This is a genomic window from Ensifer sp. 2TAB8 (genome assembly GCF_052115125.1).
In the GTDB taxonomy this organism is placed as follows: domain Bacteria; phylum Pseudomonadota; class Alphaproteobacteria; order Rhizobiales; family Rhizobiaceae; genus Ensifer.
Genome location: NZ_JBFRGB010000017.1, coordinates 37,522 through 59,226 on the forward strand (window position 1 = coordinate 37,522; position 21,705 = coordinate 59,226).

15 protein-coding genes are annotated in these 21,705 nt (G+C 63.7%); 1 reads left to right on the forward strand and 14 read right to left on the reverse strand.

What is annotated here, in order from left to right; translation table 11 throughout:
• Nucleotides 1-93 precede the first annotated feature (93 nt).
• Genes AB4Z53_RS24465 through AB4Z53_RS24485 form a run of 5 tightly spaced genes read right to left on the reverse strand, consistent with a single transcriptional unit; the run spans nt 94 to nt 7,294 of the window.
• Nucleotides 94-3,126, reverse strand: coding sequence for an aminotransferase class III-fold pyridoxal phosphate-dependent enzyme (locus AB4Z53_RS24465; protein ID WP_441598069.1), 3,033 nt, complete (start codon nt 3,124-3,126; stop codon nt 94-96).
• A gap of 17 nt (nt 3,127-3,143) precedes the next feature.
• On the reverse strand, nt 3,144-3,800 hold the full coding sequence (locus AB4Z53_RS24470; RefSeq protein ID WP_162768861.1) for an SDR family oxidoreductase: 657 nt from the start codon (nt 3,798-3,800) through the stop codon (nt 3,144-3,146).
• Nucleotides 3,801-3,810: 10 nt separating this feature from the next.
• A complete protein-coding gene (locus AB4Z53_RS24475; RefSeq protein ID WP_441598071.1) occupies nt 3,811-5,466 on the reverse strand; it encodes an amino acid ABC transporter permease in 1,656 nt (551 codons plus the stop codon).
• A complete protein-coding gene (locus tag AB4Z53_RS24480) occupies nt 5,467-6,201 on the reverse strand; it encodes a transporter substrate-binding domain-containing protein (RefSeq protein WP_441598073.1) in 735 nt (244 codons plus the stop codon).
• 19 nt (nt 6,202-6,220) lie between these two features.
• On the reverse strand, nt 6,221-7,294 hold the full coding sequence (locus AB4Z53_RS24485) for a LacI family DNA-binding transcriptional regulator (RefSeq protein ID WP_441598074.1): 1,074 nt from the start codon (nt 7,292-7,294) through the stop codon (nt 6,221-6,223).
• 280 nt (nt 7,295-7,574) lie between these two features.
• On the opposite strand from AB4Z53_RS24485, the gene AB4Z53_RS24490 reads away from it, so the two are divergent.
• Complete coding sequence (locus tag AB4Z53_RS24490; RefSeq protein WP_441598076.1) at nt 7,575-7,979, forward strand: VOC family protein; 405 nt, start codon at nt 7,575-7,577, stop codon at nt 7,977-7,979.
• A gap of 537 nt (nt 7,980-8,516) precedes the next feature.
• Here the strand turns inward: AB4Z53_RS24490 and AB4Z53_RS24495 are convergent.
• The 9 genes from AB4Z53_RS24495 to AB4Z53_RS24535 all read right to left on the reverse strand — a co-directional run bounded on the left by AB4Z53_RS24495 (nt 8,517) and on the right by AB4Z53_RS24535 (nt 21,702).
• Nucleotides 8,517-11,402, reverse strand: coding sequence for a DNA translocase FtsK (locus AB4Z53_RS24495; protein WP_441598078.1), 2,886 nt, complete (start codon nt 11,400-11,402; stop codon nt 8,517-8,519).
• A 339-nt stretch (nt 11,403-11,741) separates the two neighbouring features.
• The gene (repB, locus tag AB4Z53_RS24500; protein WP_441598080.1) at nt 11,742-12,809 is read right to left on the reverse strand and encodes a plasmid partitioning protein RepB; all 1,068 of its coding nucleotides are present in this window, start codon (nt 12,807-12,809) and stop codon (nt 11,742-11,744) included.
• A gap of 5 nt (nt 12,810-12,814) precedes the next feature.
• Nucleotides 12,815-14,068 (reverse strand): plasmid partitioning protein RepA, encoded by a 1,254-nt coding sequence (gene repA, locus AB4Z53_RS24505; protein ID WP_113539573.1) that lies wholly within the window; start codon nt 14,066-14,068, stop codon nt 12,815-12,817.
• A gap of 258 nt (nt 14,069-14,326) precedes the next feature.
• Nucleotides 14,327-15,766 (reverse strand): M20 family metallopeptidase, encoded by a 1,440-nt coding sequence (locus tag AB4Z53_RS24510; RefSeq protein ID WP_441598082.1) that lies wholly within the window; start codon nt 15,764-15,766, stop codon nt 14,327-14,329.
• Between the two features lie 114 nt (nt 15,767-15,880).
• Nucleotides 15,881-17,425, reverse strand: a complete 1,545-nt coding sequence (locus tag AB4Z53_RS24515; protein ID WP_441598084.1) for an ABC transporter substrate-binding protein — start codon at nt 17,423-17,425, stop codon at nt 15,881-15,883.
• A 33-nt stretch (nt 17,426-17,458) separates the two neighbouring features.
• Nucleotides 17,459-18,316 (reverse strand): serine hydrolase, encoded by an 858-nt coding sequence (locus AB4Z53_RS24520; protein WP_113539533.1) that lies wholly within the window; start codon nt 18,314-18,316, stop codon nt 17,459-17,461.
• Between the two features lies 1 nt (nt 18,317).
• On the reverse strand, nt 18,318-19,946 hold the full coding sequence (locus AB4Z53_RS24525) for an ABC transporter ATP-binding protein (RefSeq protein WP_441598086.1): 1,629 nt from the start codon (nt 19,944-19,946) through the stop codon (nt 18,318-18,320).
• Nucleotides 19,943-20,761 (reverse strand): ABC transporter permease, encoded by an 819-nt coding sequence (locus AB4Z53_RS24530; protein WP_223729687.1) that lies wholly within the window; start codon nt 20,759-20,761, stop codon nt 19,943-19,945. Before AB4Z53_RS24530 ends, AB4Z53_RS24525 begins: the two co-directional genes overlap by 4 nt.
• Nucleotides 20,758-21,702 (reverse strand): ABC transporter permease, encoded by a 945-nt coding sequence (locus AB4Z53_RS24535; RefSeq protein ID WP_113539530.1) that lies wholly within the window; start codon nt 21,700-21,702, stop codon nt 20,758-20,760. The genes AB4Z53_RS24530 and AB4Z53_RS24535 overlap by 4 nt, the downstream gene beginning before the upstream one ends.
• Between the last annotated feature and the right edge of the window lie 3 nt (nt 21,703-21,705).

A 21,705-nucleotide genomic window follows, 5' to 3' on the forward strand; every position in this document is an offset into this window, starting at 1 on the left:
AGCGGAAAATCGCATCGAACCGATTTTGCTGGTGAGAGCAGCGCACAATGACAAAAACGGCCGCCCGGAGGCGGCCGTTTTTGGTCTTTTGTCTCAGATGCTTAGACGCTGAAGTGTATCGTCCAGCGCATCGAGGAAACGGTCGCAGTCCTCGGCGCTGAAGGGCGCCGGCGGCTTCACCTTCAGCACGTTGTGGTGCGGCCCCTCACTGCTTAAGAGAATGTGGTGCTTGCGCTTCATTTCGGCGATGACGAAATCGAGTTCGCGCGCTGCCGGCTCTTGCGTCTCGCGGTTGCGCACCAGCTCGATGCCGTTGAACAGACCGTGGCCTCTGACGTCGCCGATGATCGCATGTTTGCCGGCAAGCACCCGCGCACCATCCATCAACCGGTCACCAGTGACGCGGCAATGATGCACCAGCCGCTCGTCTCGGATGACGTCGAGCACCGCCAGACCGATTTCGGCCGAGACCGGATTGCCGCCGAAGGTGTTGAAATACTCCATGCCGTTGGCAAAGGATGCAGCGATCGCTTCGGTCGTCACGACGGCCGCCATGGGATGGCCGTTGCCGATCGGCTTGCCCATGGTGACGATGTCAGGCACGACACCCTGCAACTCGTGCGCCCACATGTGGCTACCTACACGGCCGAAGCCGACCTGTACCTCGTCGGCAAGGCAAAGGCCTCCGGCGGCGCGAACGTGCGCATAGGCTTCGCGCAGATACCCCTCCGGAAGCGACAATTGCCCACCGGTCCCGAGAATGCCTTCGCTGAAGAACAGCGCCGGGCGGCGACCATCGGCAGCAAGAGCAGCGACCTGATTGCGCACGTCCTCGGCATATTTGCGGCCGGCATCCGCATCGCCGTAGCGATAGCGCCCGCGATAGAGGTTCGGCATTTCGGCGACCTTCACATGCGACGCCTGCCCCTCCCCGCCCTTGCCGGCGAACTTGTAGGGGCTGACGTCGATCAGGCTCGACAGGTGCCCGTGATAGGCGTGGTCCACGGTGATGATATCGCGGTTGCCGGTGTAGGCGCGCGCCAGCCGGATCGCGAGGTCGTTCGCCTCGCTGCCGGAATTGACGAAGAAGCAGACATTGAGCGGGTCCGGAAACTGCGCCGCGAGCCTGCGGGAATATTCGACCAGCGAATCGTGCAGGTAGCGCGAGTTGGTGTTCAGCCGCTGCATCTGCGTCTGCGCAGCCTTGACGACGCGCGGGTGACAATGACCGACGTGACAGACATTGTTGACCATGTCGAGCCAGCGCGTGCCTTTCTCGTCGATCAGATGCGCGCCCTCGCCGCCAACGATCTTCAAGGGGGTGGCGCTATAGGCTATGCTCAGCGAGCGGCCGATACGACGATGGCGCTCACGCACGAGAAAGGCCTTGTCGCGCGGGACGATCACCGAGACCGGGACCGAAAGGCCAAGGACCACGCTCGGGTCCGGGCTCACTTCGCGCCAGACCTGCCACTGGTCGCCGACACCGACGCCATGCATACGGCCGCCAAGGCCGAGATGGTCGGTCACGACCTGGAAATGCAGATGCGGCGCCCAGTTGCCGTTTTCCTCCGCAGCACCGAAGGCCGCGAAGACTTCGCCCTTGGCGATCGCCTGCCCCTCGGAGAGCTCGGCGACGCTTTGGCGCGAAAGATGACCGTAGAGCGTCCAGAAACGCAGACCGCCTTCGATCTCGTGCTCGACAAGCACCGTCGGACCGAAACCATAGGCGACGGCATCGTCGTGGATGAAAGCAACCTTGCCGGCAAAGGGCGCTGAGACCGGCTCACCTGCCGGTGCAAAGATATCGACACCCAGATGGACCGAGCGCCGTGCGCCTTCCACCGATGTCTCGTAAGCGTCACCCTGATAGATCCCGCGACCCTCGCCATAAGGGCCGATGCCGAAGGCGGCCTCTTCGCTGCCGATCTGGGCCATGATACGGGCTTCGGCTTCCGCCGCGTCGAGGTTTGCCCATTGCGCCACCTCCGGTCCGGAGGCGGAGAAATCGAACACCGTCACCTTCGGCTTGCTGATCGCGGGCCGAATGATCGGTGCGAAGTCGTGCGCATTTTTCTCGAGCCAGCGAACCACTGCCGCGGCCTGCGGGATAGGCGCAAGGCCGCAGGCATCACGGATGCGCGCGATGGCGATCACGCGATTTTCGCCTTGCAGGCGGTTCAACTCGCGCCAGACGTCCTCCTGACTGACGAGCAGGTAGGTATTCTCGGGATTGTCGCGGATCTGCTTTGCCGCCATGCACATGCTGACGGCGTAACGGGTCTTGACGAGATCAAAGACCAGCTCGATTTCCGTTTCGCTTAGCGGATTGACCTGATGGTAGGCTCCGGCAAGGGCAGCGATCGTGCCGACCGGATCAACGGCGCCAATCAGCGCGTAGGCCGATGCAACGGCAACCTCGATGACCCGCCAGGTCTCGACCATGTCGCCGAAATCGAGCAGGCCGCTGACCGTTCCGTCCTCGTCGAGCAGCACGTTATAGTCGTTGGCGTCGTTGTGAATGACCTGCATCGGGCAGGTCGCAAGGCGCGGCAAAACCGTTGTGGCGAAATGCTCCAGAATCGCATCGACTGCCGCGCGCTTGTCCGCGCCGTCGATCAATTCCACATGCTTGCGGTGCATGTCGGCGCGTCCGATGTCCCAGGCATAAAGCCGCTTGGCGCCGGCATGGACGAACCCTTCGAGGCTGCGGTCGAGCCCGGCCAGCAGGCGACCGAGGCTCTCGGCGCTGGCGACATTGCGCACCGCCGCCTTGGCCCAGATATCGCCCTGCAGCCAGGAAAGAAGCCGCGCCGTGCGCCGGCCGCGGAGCTCGATCCCGCTTGTGACGCCTCCGGAGCGAGTGCGAAGCGCGCGGGAAATCGACAGATCCGTCGATTTGGCGGCGAGGTGTTCAAGCACGGCCACCTGCATGTCGAGTTCATCCGCATCACCGGCCGCATGCAGCTTCAGCAGGAACTCGCCACCATCGGCGGCAGTGACGCGATAATTGAGATCGTGCTCGCCCGGCAGCGGCGAGAGGCTCGCATCGATGCCGTAGGTCTCCTTGAGCCAGGCACGGATCGTCGCCAGTTCCTGCTCGGTTCTCAAATCACACTCTGCCATTTTGTCTGCCTGTCCTGTCACCACGAAACCCGCCGCCCGTCATAGGCGCGGAAACTGCCGCTGTCGGCCAAACCTGTGCTGTCGATGATCGCCTTCAGCCCGGCCGCGCTCGCTTCCACCGAAACGACGGCCTCGCTGCCGCCCATGTCCGTCTGCACCCAGCCGGGATGCAGCGAGACGACGGAGATCCCGTCGGCCCTCAGATCCTGCGCGAGCTTGACCGTCGCCATGTTCAGTGCCGCCTTGGAACAGCGATAGGCATAGTCGCCGTCGTCATCGTCGAGCGTGCCTTCGGCGAGCGACCCGGCGCGGCTGCTGATATTGGCGACGACGCTATGTTCGCCGGCGCGCAGGTTCCAAAGGAGCGCCCGCGTCACCAGCAGCGGCGCCAGCGCATTGACCCGCATCACATCGAGAAAATCATCCGGCTCCAGCGTCGCAAGGCCCCCGATATCGCCGCGCACAGCCGCATTGTTGATCAAGAGATCGATCGCGACGCCCTGGAGCGATCGCCCCAGAGCGTCGATTGATGCTGCATCGGCAACGTCCAGCGCCAGCCGATCCGCCGTATCATCGGTCGCGAGCCGCTGGCAGGCGATCACACGCCAGCCGTCCTCGGTGTAGAGCCGCGCGAGTTCCGCGCCGAGCCCGCGGGAGGTGCCAGTGATCAGCACCGTGCGGGGTCTAGCGGTGCTTGATGTCATATTTCCGCTCGATCATGTTGACGAGGCTGGCCGCGGCCAGCGTCAGGAAGATGTAGAAGATCGCCGCCGAGTTATAGGGTGCAAACGGCAGAAAGCTTGCCGACTGGAACTCGCGCATGCGCTGGGTGATGTCGCGGATCGACAGGATCGACAGTAGCGACGTGTCCTTGAGGATCGCGATCAGTTCGTTGCCGAGCGGCGGAATGATGATGCGGAAAGCCTGCGGCAGCACGACGAGGCGCGCCGTCTGCCAGCGGTTGAGGCCGATACTGCGTGCCGCTTCGACCTGGCCGACGGGGATGGCGTTGATGCCCGAGCGGAAGATTTCGGCAAGATAGGCCGAATAAGCAAGCGCCATGGCGACGATGCCGCGCATGAGGTTCGGCGGATCGAGAACCCCTTGCGTCGCGTCCTTCAGCGCCCCGCTCAAGGGCAGGCCGACATAGAGCACGATCACCAGCATCGGAATGCCGCGGATCGTGTCGACGATGAACTCCGATCCGATCGCCAGCGGATGGCGCTGATGCAGGTAGCCGCCGAAAGTGAGTAGGCCAAGGATGATCGCAAGGACGGCGACGGTGACGCCGGCGGCACGATCGCGGTCGTTCAGTGCCTCGGTCTTCCAGAGGACGGGCATATCAGCCGGCGCGGAAGCAGCTGGCAGCAGCGCCCCCGAAACGCCCTCGCTCTTGGCTATCGAGGCGAGCGCGTCGGCCGGGCCGACAAAGGTGCGCACCGGCGTTTCCGTCTGCGGCGCGCCGTCATACTGGCCGAAGCGTACGGCGCTGATCAGGCCCGCCGGCGTGTTGGTGACGATGCCGACCTTGCCGTCCAGCGTACCGGCCAGCACGTAGGTATCGCGCGGCTGCATGAGGAACCAGCCGGCAGAAACGGCCAGCACCAGCGTGGCAATCGAGAAATAGAGGCTGGTCCTCACCGTCGAATGCAATTGTAGCAGCCCGACCCAGACGAGCCCCATGAGCGCTGCCAGGAGATAGGCGGCGATCGCCGCACGGATGGTGGTCGCCACACCGGCCGCAAAGGCGATGTGGGCGAAGAAGAAAACGAAGACGAGACCGGCGCCGTTGACCAGACCGATGATCCAGCGGGCGACGCGCCGTGCCTTTCCATCGGAAGGGGCATCGGCACGGCTGCTCAGGAAGTGGAGACCGAGGCCAGCCAGGGTAACGGCGAAGTAGGCAGGAAATAGCCACGCCTCGACGCCCTGCACCATCAGGTCCGCAGCTTCGGTCAGCTGCCGCGGGGTCATGCCCTTGACGATCAGCGTAGACTTGAACGGATCGACGCCATTGGCGACGACGGATGCGATGAAGGGATGGATATTGTGGCCGATGACGAGAACTGCGGCCGCAGCGAGATTGAGCAGCGCCGCCACATTTGCCAGGCGCGGACGCGGCGCTTTCGCGCGCGACAGCACGAGCACGGCGATACCCGAGGTGAACGCGATCGCCAGCGCCAGAAAGCCCGGCACGAAGGCTGACGAGCCGTTCTCGACACCGAGGATCGCCCTCAACGAGCGCTGATAGTCGCCGGAGGAAATGAACAGATAGATGATGAAGGGCAGCGCGGTCAGAATGATCAGATTGCTCGGACGCACGCTTCTCAGGAACGACATTCATTCCTCCGGGGGCATGAAACAGTGAGGCGCCGGCTCCGGAGCGCAGACACGCTCCGGAGCGAAGGCTGCGACGTTTTCGTCGCCCTTGCGGAAGACGAGGCCGAGCGGATCGGATTCCAGGTCCTTGATGGCAACGACGAGCTCGCCTGCAAACTCGCGCTCGTAGGCGGCCGCATTGGCGCCGTTAATGACGACGCCGTCGACGTCCTTGTTCTTGAGCGCGATGATGGCGGCGCTGAATGTATCGTAAGCGGCGACGTTTTCCTTGCCGACGACACTCTCGGCAACCTGGGCATCGGTCGTGTTCGCCTGGGCGGAGAGCTTTCTGCCGGCCTCCTTGAAGGCTGTAAGCGTGATGCCCTGATCGTCAGCCCGCATCAGCACGGCCTGGCTGTTGACGATGTAGGGATCGGAAAAATCCATCGCCTTCTTGCGCTCCTCGGTGATCGAGACGCCCGATGCGACGAGATCGAAGCTACCCTGGTCGAGGGCTGCGAAGATGCCATCCCAGCCGGTCGTGATGAACTCTGCCTGGCAGTTGATCTTGGCGCAGACGGCGTTGACCACATCAACGTCGAAGCCGACGACCTGTCCGGTGGCCGGATCGATGCTCTCCATCGGCGGCGAGGTGGTGTCGGATCCGACCTTCAGCAGCTTGCCGCCGAGATCGGCGGCATGGGACACGCTCGAAGCAAGGGCCGCAATGGCCAGGGCAATCATCAGTTTCTTCATGGTTCTCCTCCTTGGATGATTAACTTTGGATCAGGCGGCCGCCGAGATTGTCGGGCTGCCGTGCGATCAGCGTCGGCCTGAACACCTGCCGCAGCGCCACGGGGTCGTCCCCCTCCATCCGGCGCAACAGGAACTGCCCGAGCGTGCGGCCGAGCACCTCGATCGGCTGATAGAAGGTGGTAATCGGCGGCGTGAAATAGGCACTGACATTGATGTCGTCATAGGCGATGACGTCGACATCGACGCCGATCTGGCGCCCAAGACTGCCGAGCCCCGAGAGCACGCCGAGCGTGGTGGATTCGTTGATGCAGACAAAGGCGGTCGGAGCATTCTCAACCTGCAGGAAGTCAATGACTGCTTGCCGGCCGAAATGGGTCGAGAGATCGCCCTCGGCGATCAGTTCCATCGGCGCGTCGAGACCCGCCTCGCGAAACGCCCGAACGAAACCGTCGATCCTGTCGAGCGCATAGGACAGCCGCCGCTCCGGATTGACGAGCGCAATCCGACGGTGTCCGCCGGCGATCAGCCGCGCGGTTGCCGCATGCGCGGCCCATTCGTTGTCGATGTCGACATGGGCATAGTCGAGATCCTTGCGGCAGCGGCCCATAGAGACGAAAGGGAAATGCTCGGCAACAAGCAGATCGATGCGTGGATCTTCGGCGAGAATGCCGGAGAAGATCAGCCCGTCGGCAAGCCCCTGGTCGACGATGCGGCGCGCCGCTTCGGCGCCGTCGGCGGCGTCGCGGATGACATGCACCGACATGCGAAAGTCCGTGCCTTCGAGCGCCTGGCTGATGCCGCTCAAGGTCTGGGTGTATTCGACGCCGTCCCATTCATAATCGCGCGCGGCAGTCACCGGCATCAGCACGGCGGCTTGAAAACTCTTGCCGGTGCGCAGCGCCATGCCACGGGCGTTTGCCTGGTAGCCGACCTCCCGTGCCGCCTTGTAGATGATGTCTCTTGTCGCCGGTGCGACCACGGGGGACTCGCGCAACGCCTTCGAGATCGTGGCGATGGAATAGCCCGTCATCTCGGCCAAGGTCTTGATCGTCGGCGTCGGTGTGCGCCGCGCCCTGTGCATCTCTGTCGCCATGCACCCTCCCAGGCGTCAGCATCTCCTTGACCATAGAGGTAACAGCCAATAAAAACGTTTTCAAGAAAAATAAAAACGTTTTTATTTTAAAGGAGAGAACGTGAACGCGGGGTTGTTTCGCTCTCAATGCGCTTCAGGAGAACAGAAACCGCGGCCGTGTCGAGCAAAGTCAGGCGACGATCCTGGCTTCCATTTGAAGAGCCGTCCGTTTCAGAAGAACTTGCAGACCTTCGCAATCCGATATCTGTTGCCGCCTATCGCGCAACCGGATCTGACCGCCATGCTTCATCACATTTCCTTCGGCGTCGCCGACATCGAGCGCGCGGCCCGGTTCTACGATACCGCATTGGCTCCGCTTGGCTATGTGCGGGTCTGGGACGACATTCGGCCAGGCGAGCCCGACCAGGCCGTCGGCTATGGCGCTCCAGGAGGCGGAGACAAGCTGGCGATCAAGCTCCGTCCGGAGGGACAAAGGGCACCGGGGCCTGGCTTCCACCTTGCCCTTGCGGCACCGGACCGACTGGCCGTCGACAAATTCCATCAAGCCGCCCTGTCTTGCGGCGGCCGGGACAACGGCGCGCCCGGCCTGCGGCTCCACTACGGGCCCGCCTACTACGCCGCCTTCGTCATCGATCCGGATGGCCACGCGCTCGAAGCCGTCTTCAACGCGCCGGAAAGCTGCTGATCGCCCCGACACCTGACGGTTTTGTTCGACGCACGTGATGGCCGGAATGAAGATACGATCGATCAGCGCTTCAATCGGACCAATCCGATCTCTCTTCGCATCGAGTTCTCCGACCGGTCGACGGCCGCCCTCTTGAGGGTCCATATGGCATGGCGGAATGGGGGGCCGTTGAGGTCCACCAGTTGCTCGACCGGTTCCCCGCCACAGAACGAACGATCGAGGCGACAAGCAAGATCATCGATGCGAATGGTACCGTCGTCGGTCCCGCTCTCGTTGGCGGCAACGTTCCGATTCTCTGCGTCTGGAACTGCGGTGACGAGCTATACTCCGGCAGTTTTGATGCCATGACCGAGCAGGATTGGGGAGCCCGACCCAGAATTTCAGACGCTGCGTTCGCGGTGAAGTAGGTCACGCTCGCACCATATGTTGCGCCGTCACTGCCGTCTCTGCAGCTTCCAAGCAAACAAAAGGCCGCGAAGCGCGGGCTTCGCGGCCGGTTTTTGATCAAGCCTGAGGTTCGCCCAAGGGCGGCTTGCCTCAATCCATGTCGTCGTTGTCGGGCGCGCTCACGTGATCGCGGTTGCCGTAGATGATCTCGCGCTTGCCGACATGGTTTGCCGGGCCGACGAGGCCTTCCTTCTCCATGCGCTCGACCAGCGAGGCGGCACGGTTGTAACCGACGCCGAGGCGCCGCTGGATGTAGGACGTCGAGCACTTCTTGTCGCGCAAGACCACTTTGACCGCCTGGTCGTAGAGCTCGTTGCCGTCTTCGGAGGCAAGCGCGCTCTTGTCGAAGACCGGCGTCTCTTCCTCGGGCTCCTCTTCCTCCTCGTCGGCCGTGACGGTCTCGAGGTATTCCGGACGCCCCTGGGTCTTCAGATGCGCGACCACGTGTTCGACCTCGAGGTCGGAAACGAAGGGACCGTGGACACGGGCGATGCGTCCACCGCCTTGCATGTGCAGCATGTCGCCCTGGCCGAGCAGCTGTTCGGCGCCCTGTTCGCCAAGGATCGTGCGGCTGTCGATCTTCGAGGTCACCTGGAACGAGATGCGGGTCGGGAAGTTCGCCTTGATCGTGCCGGTAATGACGTCGACCGAAGGACGCTGCGTCGCCATGATCAGGTGGATACCGGCCGCACGCGCCATCTGCGCCAGGCGCTGGATCGCGCCTTCGATCTCCTTGCCGGCGACCATCATCAGGTCGGCCATCTCGTCGACGATGACGACGATGTAGGGCATCGGCGCCAGATCCATTTCCTGCTGTTCGAACAACGGCTCGCCGGTGCCCTTCTCAAAGCCGGTCTGGACCGTGCACATGACCGGCTCGCCCTTTTCGCGGGCGGCGGCGGCGCGCTGGTTGTAGCCGTCGATGTTGCGGACACCGAGCCGCGACATCTTGCGATAACGATCCTCCATCTCGCGCACAGCCCATTTCAGCGCCATCACGGCCTTCTTCGGGTCGGTAACGACAGGGGTGAGCAGATGCGGGATGCCGTCATAGACGGAGAGTTCGAGCATCTTCGGATCGACCATGATCAGGCGGCACTGGTCCGGGCTCAGCCGATAGAGTAGCGACAGGATCATGGTGTTGATCGCCACCGACTTGCCCGAGCCGGTGGTGCCGGCGACGAGCAGGTGCGGCATCTTCGCAAGCTCGGCAATGACAGGCTCGCCGCCGATCGTCTTGCCAAGGCAAAGCGCCAGCTTGTAGCCGGTCTTGCGGAAATCGACGGATTCGATCAGCTCGCGGAAATAGACCGTCTCGCGGGTCGCATTCGGCAGTTCGATACCGATGACGTTGCGGCCGGGAACGACCGCGACACGGGCCGAAAGCGCCGACATGGAGCGGGCGATATCGTCGGCAAGGTTGATGACGCGTGACGACTTCACGCCCGGCGCCGGCTCGAACTCATAGAGCGTGACGACCGGACCGGGACGCACATGGATGATCTCACCCTTGACGCCGAAATCTTCGAGCACGCTTTCAAGCAGGCCGGCATTCTGTTCCAGCTGCTCCTGCGTCATGAAGAAGCCCTGGCCGACGGGCGCTTCCTGGAGAAGTTCCTCGGACGGGAACTCGTAGCCGTCGGCGCTCGGCGCGCGGTCGGTCGAACCGATGGCCGGCATATTGCTGGGCGCGCGGGTGACCTGCGCCGGCATGGTGATCGCCGCCTTCGTGGCAACCGGCGCCGGCTGATCGATCTCGACCGGTTCGGCGTTGATGATTTCCGCAGCGGCTGCGGACACAGGCTCCACGGCAACAGGTGCCGGCGCAACCTCGGCAACGGCCTCAGCGGTGACAGCAAGCGGTTGCTGTGCTGGCATATCCTCTGGCTTTGCGCCGCGGACGTCGACGACGCGGAACAGCGAGGTGATCGCCGTCGGCGGCATACGGCGGATTTCAACCGGGCGCACGGGCGCCGGCGGCGTGACCAAGGCGGGCGCAACGGCGGCGGGAGCGACGACGGGTGTCATCGGTGTCGGGGCGGTCGTCTCGACAAACGGCTTCGGATGCGCGGCTTCCGCGCCGGCAACCTCGGCATCATCGGCAGGGCCGAATTCGAAGAAGGCGAAATCCGACAGGAAGGCAGAATGCGCAGCGCTCTGATCGACGGGAGCGTCGGCTGTGGCCCGAGCGGGCGCGGGCTGCACCTTCGCGACCGGCACCGAAACGGCGAGCGGCGGCGTCAGAACCGGCGCAAGTACTGCACCGTCATCGGTCGGAGCTTCGACACGCTCGAGCATCGCCGGTTCGATCGTGTTTTGCGCCGCGGTCCAGGTCGGCAGCTGGTTCGTCAGCATCCGCAACAGTTCGGACGGACTATAGGATGGCAGCGTGACTTCGGGCTGCGGCGCATCTTCGGCGGCAGTCGCGGGCACTTCCATTTGCGTCGGCTCGACCGGAGCCGCCATGGCGGGCTCGACGGCTTCCACGGAAACCGGCGCAGGCTCGACCGTCACCTCGACGGTTACCGCTTCGACTTCGGTTGCCGAGGCTTCTTCGCTCGCCGCTTCGCTTTCCTCGACCTGCGGTGCGCGCCGCTTCATGAATTCGCGCTCCGGCGTACGGGTGAAACGCACGTTCGGCGCCAGGAAGAAATGGCTCTCCCACGTCGAATCGCCGTAGTGGCCGGCGATCTCGGAAAGAGTCGGCAGGGGTTCGCTCGTCATCGTCGTCACCTGTGCCGGCGCATAGGCCGATCCCTGCCCGTAAAGACGGACAGCACGGTTTACGGTTTCGGTTTGCTGGTTGGCTGGCCTGCGGGGGGCGGCCGGCGCCTCATACAACTGATAGGGGTCGGCGGAGTCCGCCTCATGGGTGGGCATACCGCTCAACGCATCGTCATGCGGACCATCGAAATAATCCGCCTGGTTTGCATCATGCAAAGCAGCCTGTGAGAAGTTTGTCCTGGGAATACGCATGGGTCCTGGAAGAGCTAGAGACATCGCCGCGGGGCCTCCTAAGCGATAGGAAATGAAGGTTAACAACTCCCTTCCAACGCCCCGTTTCGGACCGTCACCCGCCATCGATTGTTGCCGCGCTGTGGGCCAGAAGCCACGCCAAGGCCCGGCCCGCCAAGGCGGGCGCGACGGACAGTCGCCAACGCCGCGCGGTCGAAAATATTTCTTTGGGAACGGCGCCGTCACCGTCTTCGACCGGCCACCTGTGGTGGCAGACTACCAGCCTCGCTGTGAAAACGAATCGGGCCGGCGTGAGAGCATCACGCCGGCCCGACTAGACCCGGAAATAACGGCAGCCGGTCAGCCTTCGCGGCCGGACGCAAACATCGCATGATGCCTGGCAAGCAACTCGGCCACTTCGTCGATGAAGGCCGGATCGACGTCGGCGGCAAACTCGATGCGGACATTCTTGCCGTCGCGCTTGAGCTTGGCAAAGGCCCGCCCGCCGGCATCGACCAGCGTTTCCGGTTTTACCGTTTCCGGCTTCGGCTTGCGCGACAGCCGGGTGAAGAGGATCTGGAAACGGTGATCGCTTTCCGCTTCGAGGAAGCGGCGGGAGCGGCACTCCTCCTGCGCGACCTGAACGGCGGCCTCGTCTTCAAGCAGTGCCCCGAACGCCATCCAGCGCTCGCGGCCGACCTTGGGCGCCGGGCCGATGGCGCGGGCGATGACCGGCGGCACGCCTTCGGCCACCTGGATCAGACGCGACAACTCGCTCTTCTGCACGGCAAGCGCCTCGCCGATCACCTTGCGATCGAAACCGCGGTCGGCAAGTGCCGAGGCAAACATCGCCCGCTCGATGAAGGAGAGATTGCGCCGCTCGGCGTTCTCCTTGCCCTGCGCGAGCACCAGCTCGTCGTCTGTCAGCGGCCGGACGATCGCCTTGACCTTGATGCCGAGGCTGCGGACCGCGTTGAGGCGCCGGTGGCCATAGGCCGTCTGGTAGCGGCCCTGCTTCTCCGGATGCGGGCGCACAAGGATCGGCGACTGCTGTCCGCTGTCGCGAATGCTGTCGGCAAGGGCCAGGAAGTCCGGATCATCGGTTTCGCCGTCGGTCAGACGGTCCTCGACGAAGGAAGCATCGATCAGGTCCGGATCGAGTTCGACCACGCGCTCGCCCTGGTGCAAGGCTTCGCGCAGTGCACGCGCCTCTTCCGCCTCACGGGTGATGCTGCCGAGCGAAAGACCCATGGCCTTGATCGCGCCGGAGGCCGCGCGGGGAACTTCGGCAAGCGGTGCCTTGGTCGTCGCGGGGTTGCCGGGCTGGGCGTTCGTTGCTGCAGCAGATTGCGTGTCGTCAGCCGGTCCTGCCGGCGGAACGTTGCCGGAGAACAGGGCGCGCAGTTCGTTCTTGCGGTTACCAGCCATACCGATCAGCGCCCCCATGCCGCATGAATGAGTGCTTCGATCTCGCCGTTGACGGCGTTCAGCGATTCGACCGCGCGGTCGTAGGTGGCGCGCGTGAAATTCTCGCGCCCGACCTCGTACAGCGTCTGCTTCGTCAGGCCGGCATCAGAGACCGCCGTCGACTTCACCATGGCCGAGGTCAGTACGCGCTCACCGAAAAGCGAGCGCATGAAGCCGACGATCTGTGCCTGCGGTCCGTCGTTCGGCTCGAAGCGGGTGACGAGATAGCGCAGGAAGTCGAAGTTCAGTTCACCGCCGGCTTCGCGCACGACACTGAGAAGGTCCGACGTCATATAGAGGAACTGGTTCATCGACGCGACGTCGAGCATCTGCGGATGCACGGTGACGATGACGGAGGTCGACGCGCAAAGGGCCGAGAGCGTCAGATAACCGAGCTGCGGCGGGCAATCGATGATGACGACATCGTAGTCGTCGGCGACGCTGGCGAGCGCCGTCTGCACGCGGGCAAAGAACAGCGGGCCGGCATCGCTGCCGTTGTGGCGGGCGCTGAGTGCCTGCGGCGTCGTGTGTTCGAATTCCTGAAGCTCGAGATTGCCGGGAACGAGATCGAGACCGTCGAAGTAGGTCTTGCGGATGATGTCCTTGAGCGGGCGGGCTTCGGCATCGTAGCGGATCGCGCCATAGAGCGTGTCGTTGCCGGTGAGATCGAGCTCCGGCTGGTAGCCGAAGAGGGCCGAAAGCGACGCCTGCGGGTCGAGGTCGACGGCAAGCACCCGGTGACCGGTCATGGCCAGATATTGCGCTATGTGGACCGACGAGGTCGTCTTGCCGGAGCCACCCTTGAAGTTGGTGACCGAGATCACCTGCAGATGCTCGCCGGCTTCAGCGTCGCGCCATTTCAGATAGCTGCGCGCCTTGGCGGCGTTGCCCTTGGCAAGCGCCTGTTCGGCCAAGTGCCGGCGGAGCGCGTTGATATCGGACAGCGAATAGGAGCGGCGACCGCCGAGGCCCGTGTCCGGCTGCGGACCTTCTCCGGCAAGCGAAAGCTGGCGCAGATAGCCGTCCGAAACGCCGATCAGCTTGGCCGCCTCGCCGGAGGTGAAGCTTCGAAGCGTCTTCATCGCCGTCGGCGGGAAAAGCCGTTCGCGCATCGCCTTCAACTGTTCGGAAAGAGCGCGCGCATCCGCCGCGATCGCTTCGTCGGCCGGACGGCGGGCCTGGGAGTGATCCGCGCCCTGCCTTGCCTGGGTTGCCGTCATATTCATTCCGCCCTACTCCTTGCATGCACCTGACGGTCCGACGCGACCGAAGGGCATTAACAGAGATTATATTCAAATACGGCCAATCAGCACTTATTCGAAAAACTCCGTAACAGAGATGCCCGAGCTTATGATTCGCGTCAAGAGTCGGGCCGCGATCGGAGGCGGATGCGAGCGATGTGCCGAAGGTGCCAATCTCGCAAAAGAAAACGCCCGCGACTGCGGCGCGGGCGTTCGATAAAGCCGTCAAATTAGCAATCAGAGCTTGGGACCGATGTGGGCCGGGATCGGGCACTGATAGGGTTTATCCTCCGTTTTTTCGCGCCACTCCGCCTTTGCACGTGCCAGCAGGTCGGCATCGAGGATCAGGTCGAGACCCGTGGCCGCCAATGACTTCGCGGCGTGGGCGAATGCCTTGTGTGCGGCCGGGCTCTTGCCCTGCGCGACGACCTGCCAGGTGTGCGGCGCAGTGCCGATCGCCCAGGCGGGCGCCCAGCACTGTGCGGTCGGGGTATTCCAGCTGACATCGCCGACATCGGTCGAGCCGGCGCGAAAATGCGACTGCCCCTCGAAGTCGCGCAACCCGAGGTGCAGGCCTGTCGAGCCGTCGAGACGGCTGTTGGCAAAGACGTCGCCCTTGATCTGGTAGAGGCGGATGCTGCTCGAGATCGCCTCCTGGGTCAGCGTCTTCTGGATTTCCTTGGCAAACGCGATATCCGCCTCGTCGAAGGGAACCGGGCCCAGCGCCACCATGTTCTCGTGGATCGCCGTTTCCAGGGCAATGTTGGGCAGGAGGTTCGTCGCCGCCCGGTCGAAGACGATCTCAACCTCGGTCTCGGTCATCATCGCCGCCCCCTTGGCGATCTTGTCGATGCGGGCGGCAAGCGCCAAGGCCTCCGGCATCTGCGGCGCGCGTACGAGATAGAGCGCCTCGGCGCGGGCCTGAACGACGTTTGCAGCCTTGCCGCCGGCATCGGTGATCGCATAGTGCACGCGGCAATCCTGCGGCATGTGCTCCCTTAGGAAGTTGACGCCGACATTCATCAGTTCCAGGGCATCGAGCGCGCTGCGGCCGAGATGGGCGCCATTCGATGCGTGCGCGGCCACGCCCTTGAAGCGGTAGTAGATTTCGAGGACGGCGAGATTGTTGGTCGAGCGAACGCCATTGAAGGGCGCCGGATGCCAGGTCAACGCCGTGTCGACATCGGCAAAGACGCCGGCGCGCGCCATGAAGGTCTTGCCGGAACCACCCTCTTCGCCGGGGCAACCGTAATAGCGYATCGTGCCCGGCAGCCTGTTCTGCTTGAGGTAGCGGGCAAGCGCGACGGCAGCGAGCAGCGAGCCGGTGCCAAGCAGATTGTGGCCGCAACCATGACCCGTGCCACCCTCGACCGCCGCCTGCGCCTCGGCAACGCCCGCCACCTGGCTAAGCCCGGCCAGCGCATCGAACTCGCCGAGGAAGGCGATCACCGGGCCGCCCTCACCGATCTCGCCGACGAAGGCGGTGGCGATTTCGGCGAGCCCGCGCGTCAGGCGAAACCCGTACTTCTCCAGCATGGCGGTCTGGACCGCTGCGGACTGTTCCTCGTGGAAGCTCAGCTCCGCATGGTCCCATATGGCATCGCTCATGGCGGCGAATTCGGGCTTCAGCGCCTCGACGGTTTCGACAAGGGCAGTCAGGGCGGATGATTTTGGCATGAATCTTCCTTTTGCAACGGCGCGGGGCGCGGTCGCATCAGTTTTGCTATCGGTGGATCGAAGATGGCGACCGAGCGGCCGCCATCTCATTGGTCGGATCGGACCGAGGCCGGATCAGTCGTCGAGGGTCACTTCCCAAAGGCGGGTGTTGGACTGCCACACGGGCTCACCATGCAGCTTCTTGGTGGCGCCCCAGATATCGACCATGTCGTACATGAAGATCCCCGGGACTTCCTCGAGCATCAGCTTGTGGAATTCGTCGAAGATCGCCTGACGCTTGGCCTGGTCGGCCTCGACGTAAGCCGCCTTCATCAGTTCGATCGCCTTCGGATTGTCCCACATCAGCGATGCGTTCTTGTCCTTGTTTCCGACGTAGAAGCTGTACATCAGTGCCGGGTCGAGGCGCGGGGCGACCGACTGCGAAATCACCTGATAGTTGCCGGAACGACGGCGATCGACCTGGGTCGCGTAGTCGAGCACTTCGATCTGCACGTTGAGGCCGACCTGCTGCATCATCGCCTGGGCGACGACGGCAGCTGGGAAGCTCGGCACGTTGCCGCGCTTGTTGGCGATGATGGTGATCTGCTCGCCCTTGTAGCCGGCGTCGGCGAGGTTCTTCTTCGCCTTTTCAAGATCCATCGGGATCTTGGTTTTCTGGACGTCCGAATAGAAGATCGAGTCCGCGGAGACCATCGACGCGTTGGCTTCGCCAGTGCCGTTGGAGACGGCGGCAACGAGCTGGTCGAGATCGAGCGCCTCGGCCATGGCACGGCGCACCGCCACATTGCTCAGCACCTTGTCGCGGGTCTGGAAGTAGAGCAGGTTCTTGCCGTTGTTGCGCTTGACGATGAGCTGCATCGTGTCGCTGTCCTTGAACTCGGCAATCAGATCAGCCGAGACTTCAGCGGTATCCAGCGCGCCGGAGAGCAGGCCCGTCTTTACCGTCGAAGCGTCCGGGATCACCATGAACTTGATACCATCCACCAGCGGCCGCTTCGAGCCGACCATGCCGTCCGGCTTGCCGTCATTGGCGGGCGAGACGTAGTCGGCGTACTTTTCGAGCCGCACATACTCGCCCTTCTTCCACTCGGCCCACTTGAACGGTCCGGTTCCGATGGGCGCAGCAAAGGCGCCGTCGGCGCCGACGGAATCCTTCGAGACGATGCCGGTGTAACCGCATTCCGGCCGCGCCATCAGGCCGAGGAAGACGGCGGACGGCTTCTCGATGCTCATGGTGACGGTGGACGCATCGGCTGCGGCGACGTTGGTCACCTTGATCGACTTGCTGCCGTCGAAGTCGCCGGCACAGGTCCACTTGGTCTCCGGCTTCATGTAGCGGTTCCAGTTCCAGACCACGTCTTCCGCGGTCAGCGGCTTGCCGTTGTGAAACTTGACGTCGTCGCGCAGCTTGAACGTATAGGTCAGGCCATCGGCGGAAACCTCGAAGCCCTTTGCGAGCAGCGGCTTCACTTCGCCGTTTTCGGCGTAGCCGACGAGACCTTCAACGATGTGGAAGATCACCGAGTCAGTGTTGCCGTCGCGGTTGACGCCGGGCTCGTTGCTGCGGATGTCCGAGCTCTGGGCGACCGTCAGGTCGCGTGCGTGGCCGAGCGCGATCGCGCTCATCAGCATGGTTCCGGCCAAAAGTATGGTCTTCATGGTTCCTCTCTCTTTTCTGATTGTTGGTGTGGTTCAAAAAGCGCGCCAGCAGGCCTGTGACAGCTTGCCGATCGTTTCGAGCGCGATGGTGTAGCCGGGCGTGCCGTCGGACATCAGCGCAGGCACGCCGTCTGTAAAGGCGGCGATGGCATAGAGCGGCTTGCCGTCGCGATAGACGACGCCGGCATCCATGCGGCCGCGTTTGCCGCGACCACCCTTGCAGGCGGCGACCGTATCGAAGGGCAGTCGCGAACGGATGCCGTAGCGCAGCACCTGGTTCTTCAGCGTCTGCACGGCAAAGGCGGCGAGTTCGACCGTAATGCCAAGCCTGGCGGCAGCCGTGGCATCATGCTCAGCGGCGAGGATCAGTTCCAGGAGCATCACCTGGTCGGCGGCCGTCGTCGTGGTGACGTCGGCCAGCGAATGGTCGGGCTTCAACGCCAACGGCGGAATGAGGAAACGGTGGTGCGTGCCCACCATGCCGAGCGCCTTGCAGTAGCCGTCGACCTCTTCGAGCGTCAGGCGCTCGAACACCATTTTGGTACAGACATTGTCGCTCAGCACCATCATGCCGACGATGGCATCGCGCAGCGAAATGACGATGCCGGGCGTCAGGTAGCGGAACATGCCGCTCGCCACTTCCTTGCTGAGACGTGCTTCGTAAGTGATCGGCTCATCGAGGCTAAGCCGCCCTTCGGCCACCGCCTTCAGCGCTGCCATCATGATCGAGGTCTTGCGGGTGCTGGCCGATGGCGTCTCCTCATGCTCGCCGCGACCGATGGTTTCGCCGGTCTGAAGGTTGCGCACCAGGAAACGGGTGACGAAGGGTTCGGCAGCGGCGATGGCGTTGAGCTCGGCCGCAAGCGCGCCAGACTTGAGTTCGTTGCTCATCTCAGGCCTCCAGACGCCATTTGAGGGTGACACCGCCGGTCTCGTTGAGATCGAGCGCCGGGATCGCAGACAGAAGCTTGCGGGTATAGGGCTCCTTGGGCGCGTCGAAGATCCGGTCGCGGTCGCCCTCCTCGATGATGCGCCCGTCCTGCATGACGATGACCCGGTCGGCCACCTGCTCGACGACGCCGAGGTCGTGGCTGATGAACAGGCACGAGAAGCCGTAGCGCTTCTGCAGGTTCGAGAAGAGTTCCAGCACCTGGGCCCGGACCGTAACATCGAGCGCGGAAACCGGCTCGTCGGCGATCAGGAATTTTGGCCGCCGCGCAATCGCACGGGCGATCGCCACACGCTGGCGCTGGCCCCCCGAGAGCTCATGGGGATAACGATTGGCGAAATCGGCGCTGAGTCCGACTTCCTCAAGCGTTTCGAGTGCACGGCGACGCTTGGCCGGCGTGTCGAGATCCGGCACCAGCCGCAGCGCCTCTTCGACCAGCGCCTGAATGGTCATGCGTGGATCGAGCGAGGAATAGGGATCCTGGAAGACCATCTGGCAGTTGAGCCGATAGTCGCGCCAATCGGCGCTGCGCTCGCGTCCCTGGAACAGGATCTCGCCTTCCGTCTGCTGGACGAGGCCGGCGATCGTGCGGCCGAGCGTCGTCTTGCCGGAGCCGGAGCCGCCGACAAGCGCCACGACCTCACCGACATGGATATCGACGCTGACGCCGTGCAGCGCACGCTTCGGCTCGTGCTTGCGAAACAGCCCCTTGCGGCCGGGATATTCGACCACGATGTTGCGCGCCGAAACCATCGGCGTGCGGGTCATGTCGAGCTCACGCGCCGCGCCGCGGTACGGCAGCGACGAAAGCAGCTTGCGGGTATAGGGATGCTGTGGTGCCTGCAGGATCTCTTCCGTCAGCCCCTGCTCGACGACGACGCCCTTTTCCATCACCACGAAGCGGTGTGTGTAGCGGGCGACCATCGGCAGGTCATGGCTGATCAAAAGCACCGCCGTGCCCTCGGCCTGGGTCAATTCGACCATAAGCTCCATGACGTCGCGCTGGACGACCGCATCGAGCGCGGTGGTCGGCTCGTCGGCGATCAGCAAAGCCGGCTTCAAGAGCATGACCGAGGCCAGCATGATGCGCTGGCGCATACCGCCGGAGAACTCGTGCGGATAGGCGGTCAACGCCCGCTCCGGCTCGCGGATGCCGACGCGACCAAGCATCGAGAGGATCGCGGTGCGGCGTTCCTCGACCGACATCTTGGTGTGCAGGATCAACCCTTCTTCGAGCTGCCGGCCGATGGTCATCGAGGGATTGAGCGAGGTCATCGGCTCCTGGAAGACGACGCCGACCTCGCCGCCGCGAAGCTCGCGGAGATCCCGGTCCTTCATGCCGAGCACGTCGTTGCCCCGATAGAGGACCTTTCCGCCGACATGGCGCACCGCCGGCGGGATGAGGCCGATGATCGCCCGTGTCGCGAGCGTCTTGCCGGAGCCGCTTTCCCCGACGATGCCGACGATCTCGCCGGGAGCGACGTCGAAGCTGACGCTCTTGACCACATGGTTGCCGGTATGGGTGACGGCCAGCGAGAGGCCTTCAACGCTTAAGAGGGTCTTGCCGGTCATTTCAGGCCTCGCATGCGGGGGTCGAGCTTGTCGCGCAGAGCATCACCGAGGAGGTTGATGCCGAGCAGGGTGAGAGCGATGCAGAGACCAGGGAAGAAGCCAAGCCAGACGGCCTGTTCGATGAACGGGCGGCCGGCAGCGAGCATGTTGCCCCAGGTGGGCGCCGGTGGCGGCACCCCGAGCCCGAGGAAGGAAAGCGCACTTTCCGAGAGGATCGCCCAGCCGAACATCGAGGTCGCAAGCACCGTGATCGGCGCCACGCAGTTCGGCAGGATGTGGCGCAGCATCGTATAGATCTCACCATTGCCCATGACCCGCGACGCCTCGATGAACTCGCGCTCCCGCAGCGACAACACGGCGCCGCGCACCACGCGCGCCATCGACGGCGTGTAGGCGATGCCGAGCGCGAAGATGATGCCATACTGGTTGGCGCCGAAGACGGCGAGCAGACCGAGCGCAAGCAGGATGCCGGGGAACGCCAAAAGGGCGTTGTTGATCGCCATGATCACGCCATCGACCCAGCCACGCGCATAGCCGCTGACGATGCCGATGAACGTACCGAAGACGACCGCAAAGGTGACGGTCAGGAAGCCGATCCAGACGCTGGCGCGCGCGCCGACCATGAGCCGGCTCGCGACATCGCGGCCGAACTCGTCGGTTCCGAGCCAGTGCGCCGCACCGGGTGCTGCAAGGCGCGACGTGAAGCCGAGGGCCATCGGATCATAGGGCGTCCAGAACAGGCCGACAGCTGCGACGAAGACGAGCAAGCCGATCAGGCCGCCACCGATGACGCCGTTGAAAGTGAACTTTCTCATTCTGCCACCACCCGCGGATCGAAGAGAGGATAGAGAAGGTCGACCACGAGGTTGACGACGACATAGGAGAAGGCGACGAGCAGCAGGCAGCCCTGGATGACCGGATAGTCGCGCTGGAAAATGCCGTCGACCATCAGTCGGCCAAGCCCGGGGATGGTGAAAACCGTCTCGATGACGGCGATGCCACCGAGCAGATTGCCGAGGATCAGGCCGATCATCGTCCAGGTCGGGCCGAAGGCATTCTTGAAGGCGTGGCGCCAGAGAACAGCACTCTCCGAGAGACCTTTGGCACGGGCATGGGTGATGTAGTCGAGCCGCAGCACTTCGAGCGTTGAGGCACGCGCCATGCGGATGATCACGCCCATCTCGTGGATGACGAGCGTCATCACCGGCAGCACCAGATAGAGAAGGCCGGCCTTCCAGTTCTCCGAGATCGGCACGTAGCCGAGCACGGGCAGCCAGCCAAGCTTCAGGCCGAAGGCGAGCAACAGGAGGAGACCGAGCCAGAAGGTCGGGATCGACAAAAGCACGGTGGCCGTACCGACAAGCGCGAGATCCGTCAGGCTATTTTGCCGCCAGGCGGCAATGACGCCGGCCGGCACCGCGATGAGGCTCGCCAGGAACACGGCGATGACGACGATCTCGGCGCTGACGAAGAAACGGCTGACGACCAGATGCAGCACCGGCTCGCCGGTGACGATCGAGGTGCCGAAATCCCCGGAGAGGATGTTGCCGGCCCAGATGACGAATTGCTCCGGGATGCTGCGGTCGAGACCGAGCTCCGTGCGCAATGCGGCAATCTGCTGCGGTTCGGCCATATCGCCGAGCATCAGTGCTGCCGGATCACCGGGAATGAGGCGGATAAGCGTGAAGACGGCAACCGAGACGATAATGATCGTCGGTATCGCCATCACGAGGCGATTGAGAATGAACTTGATCATGGG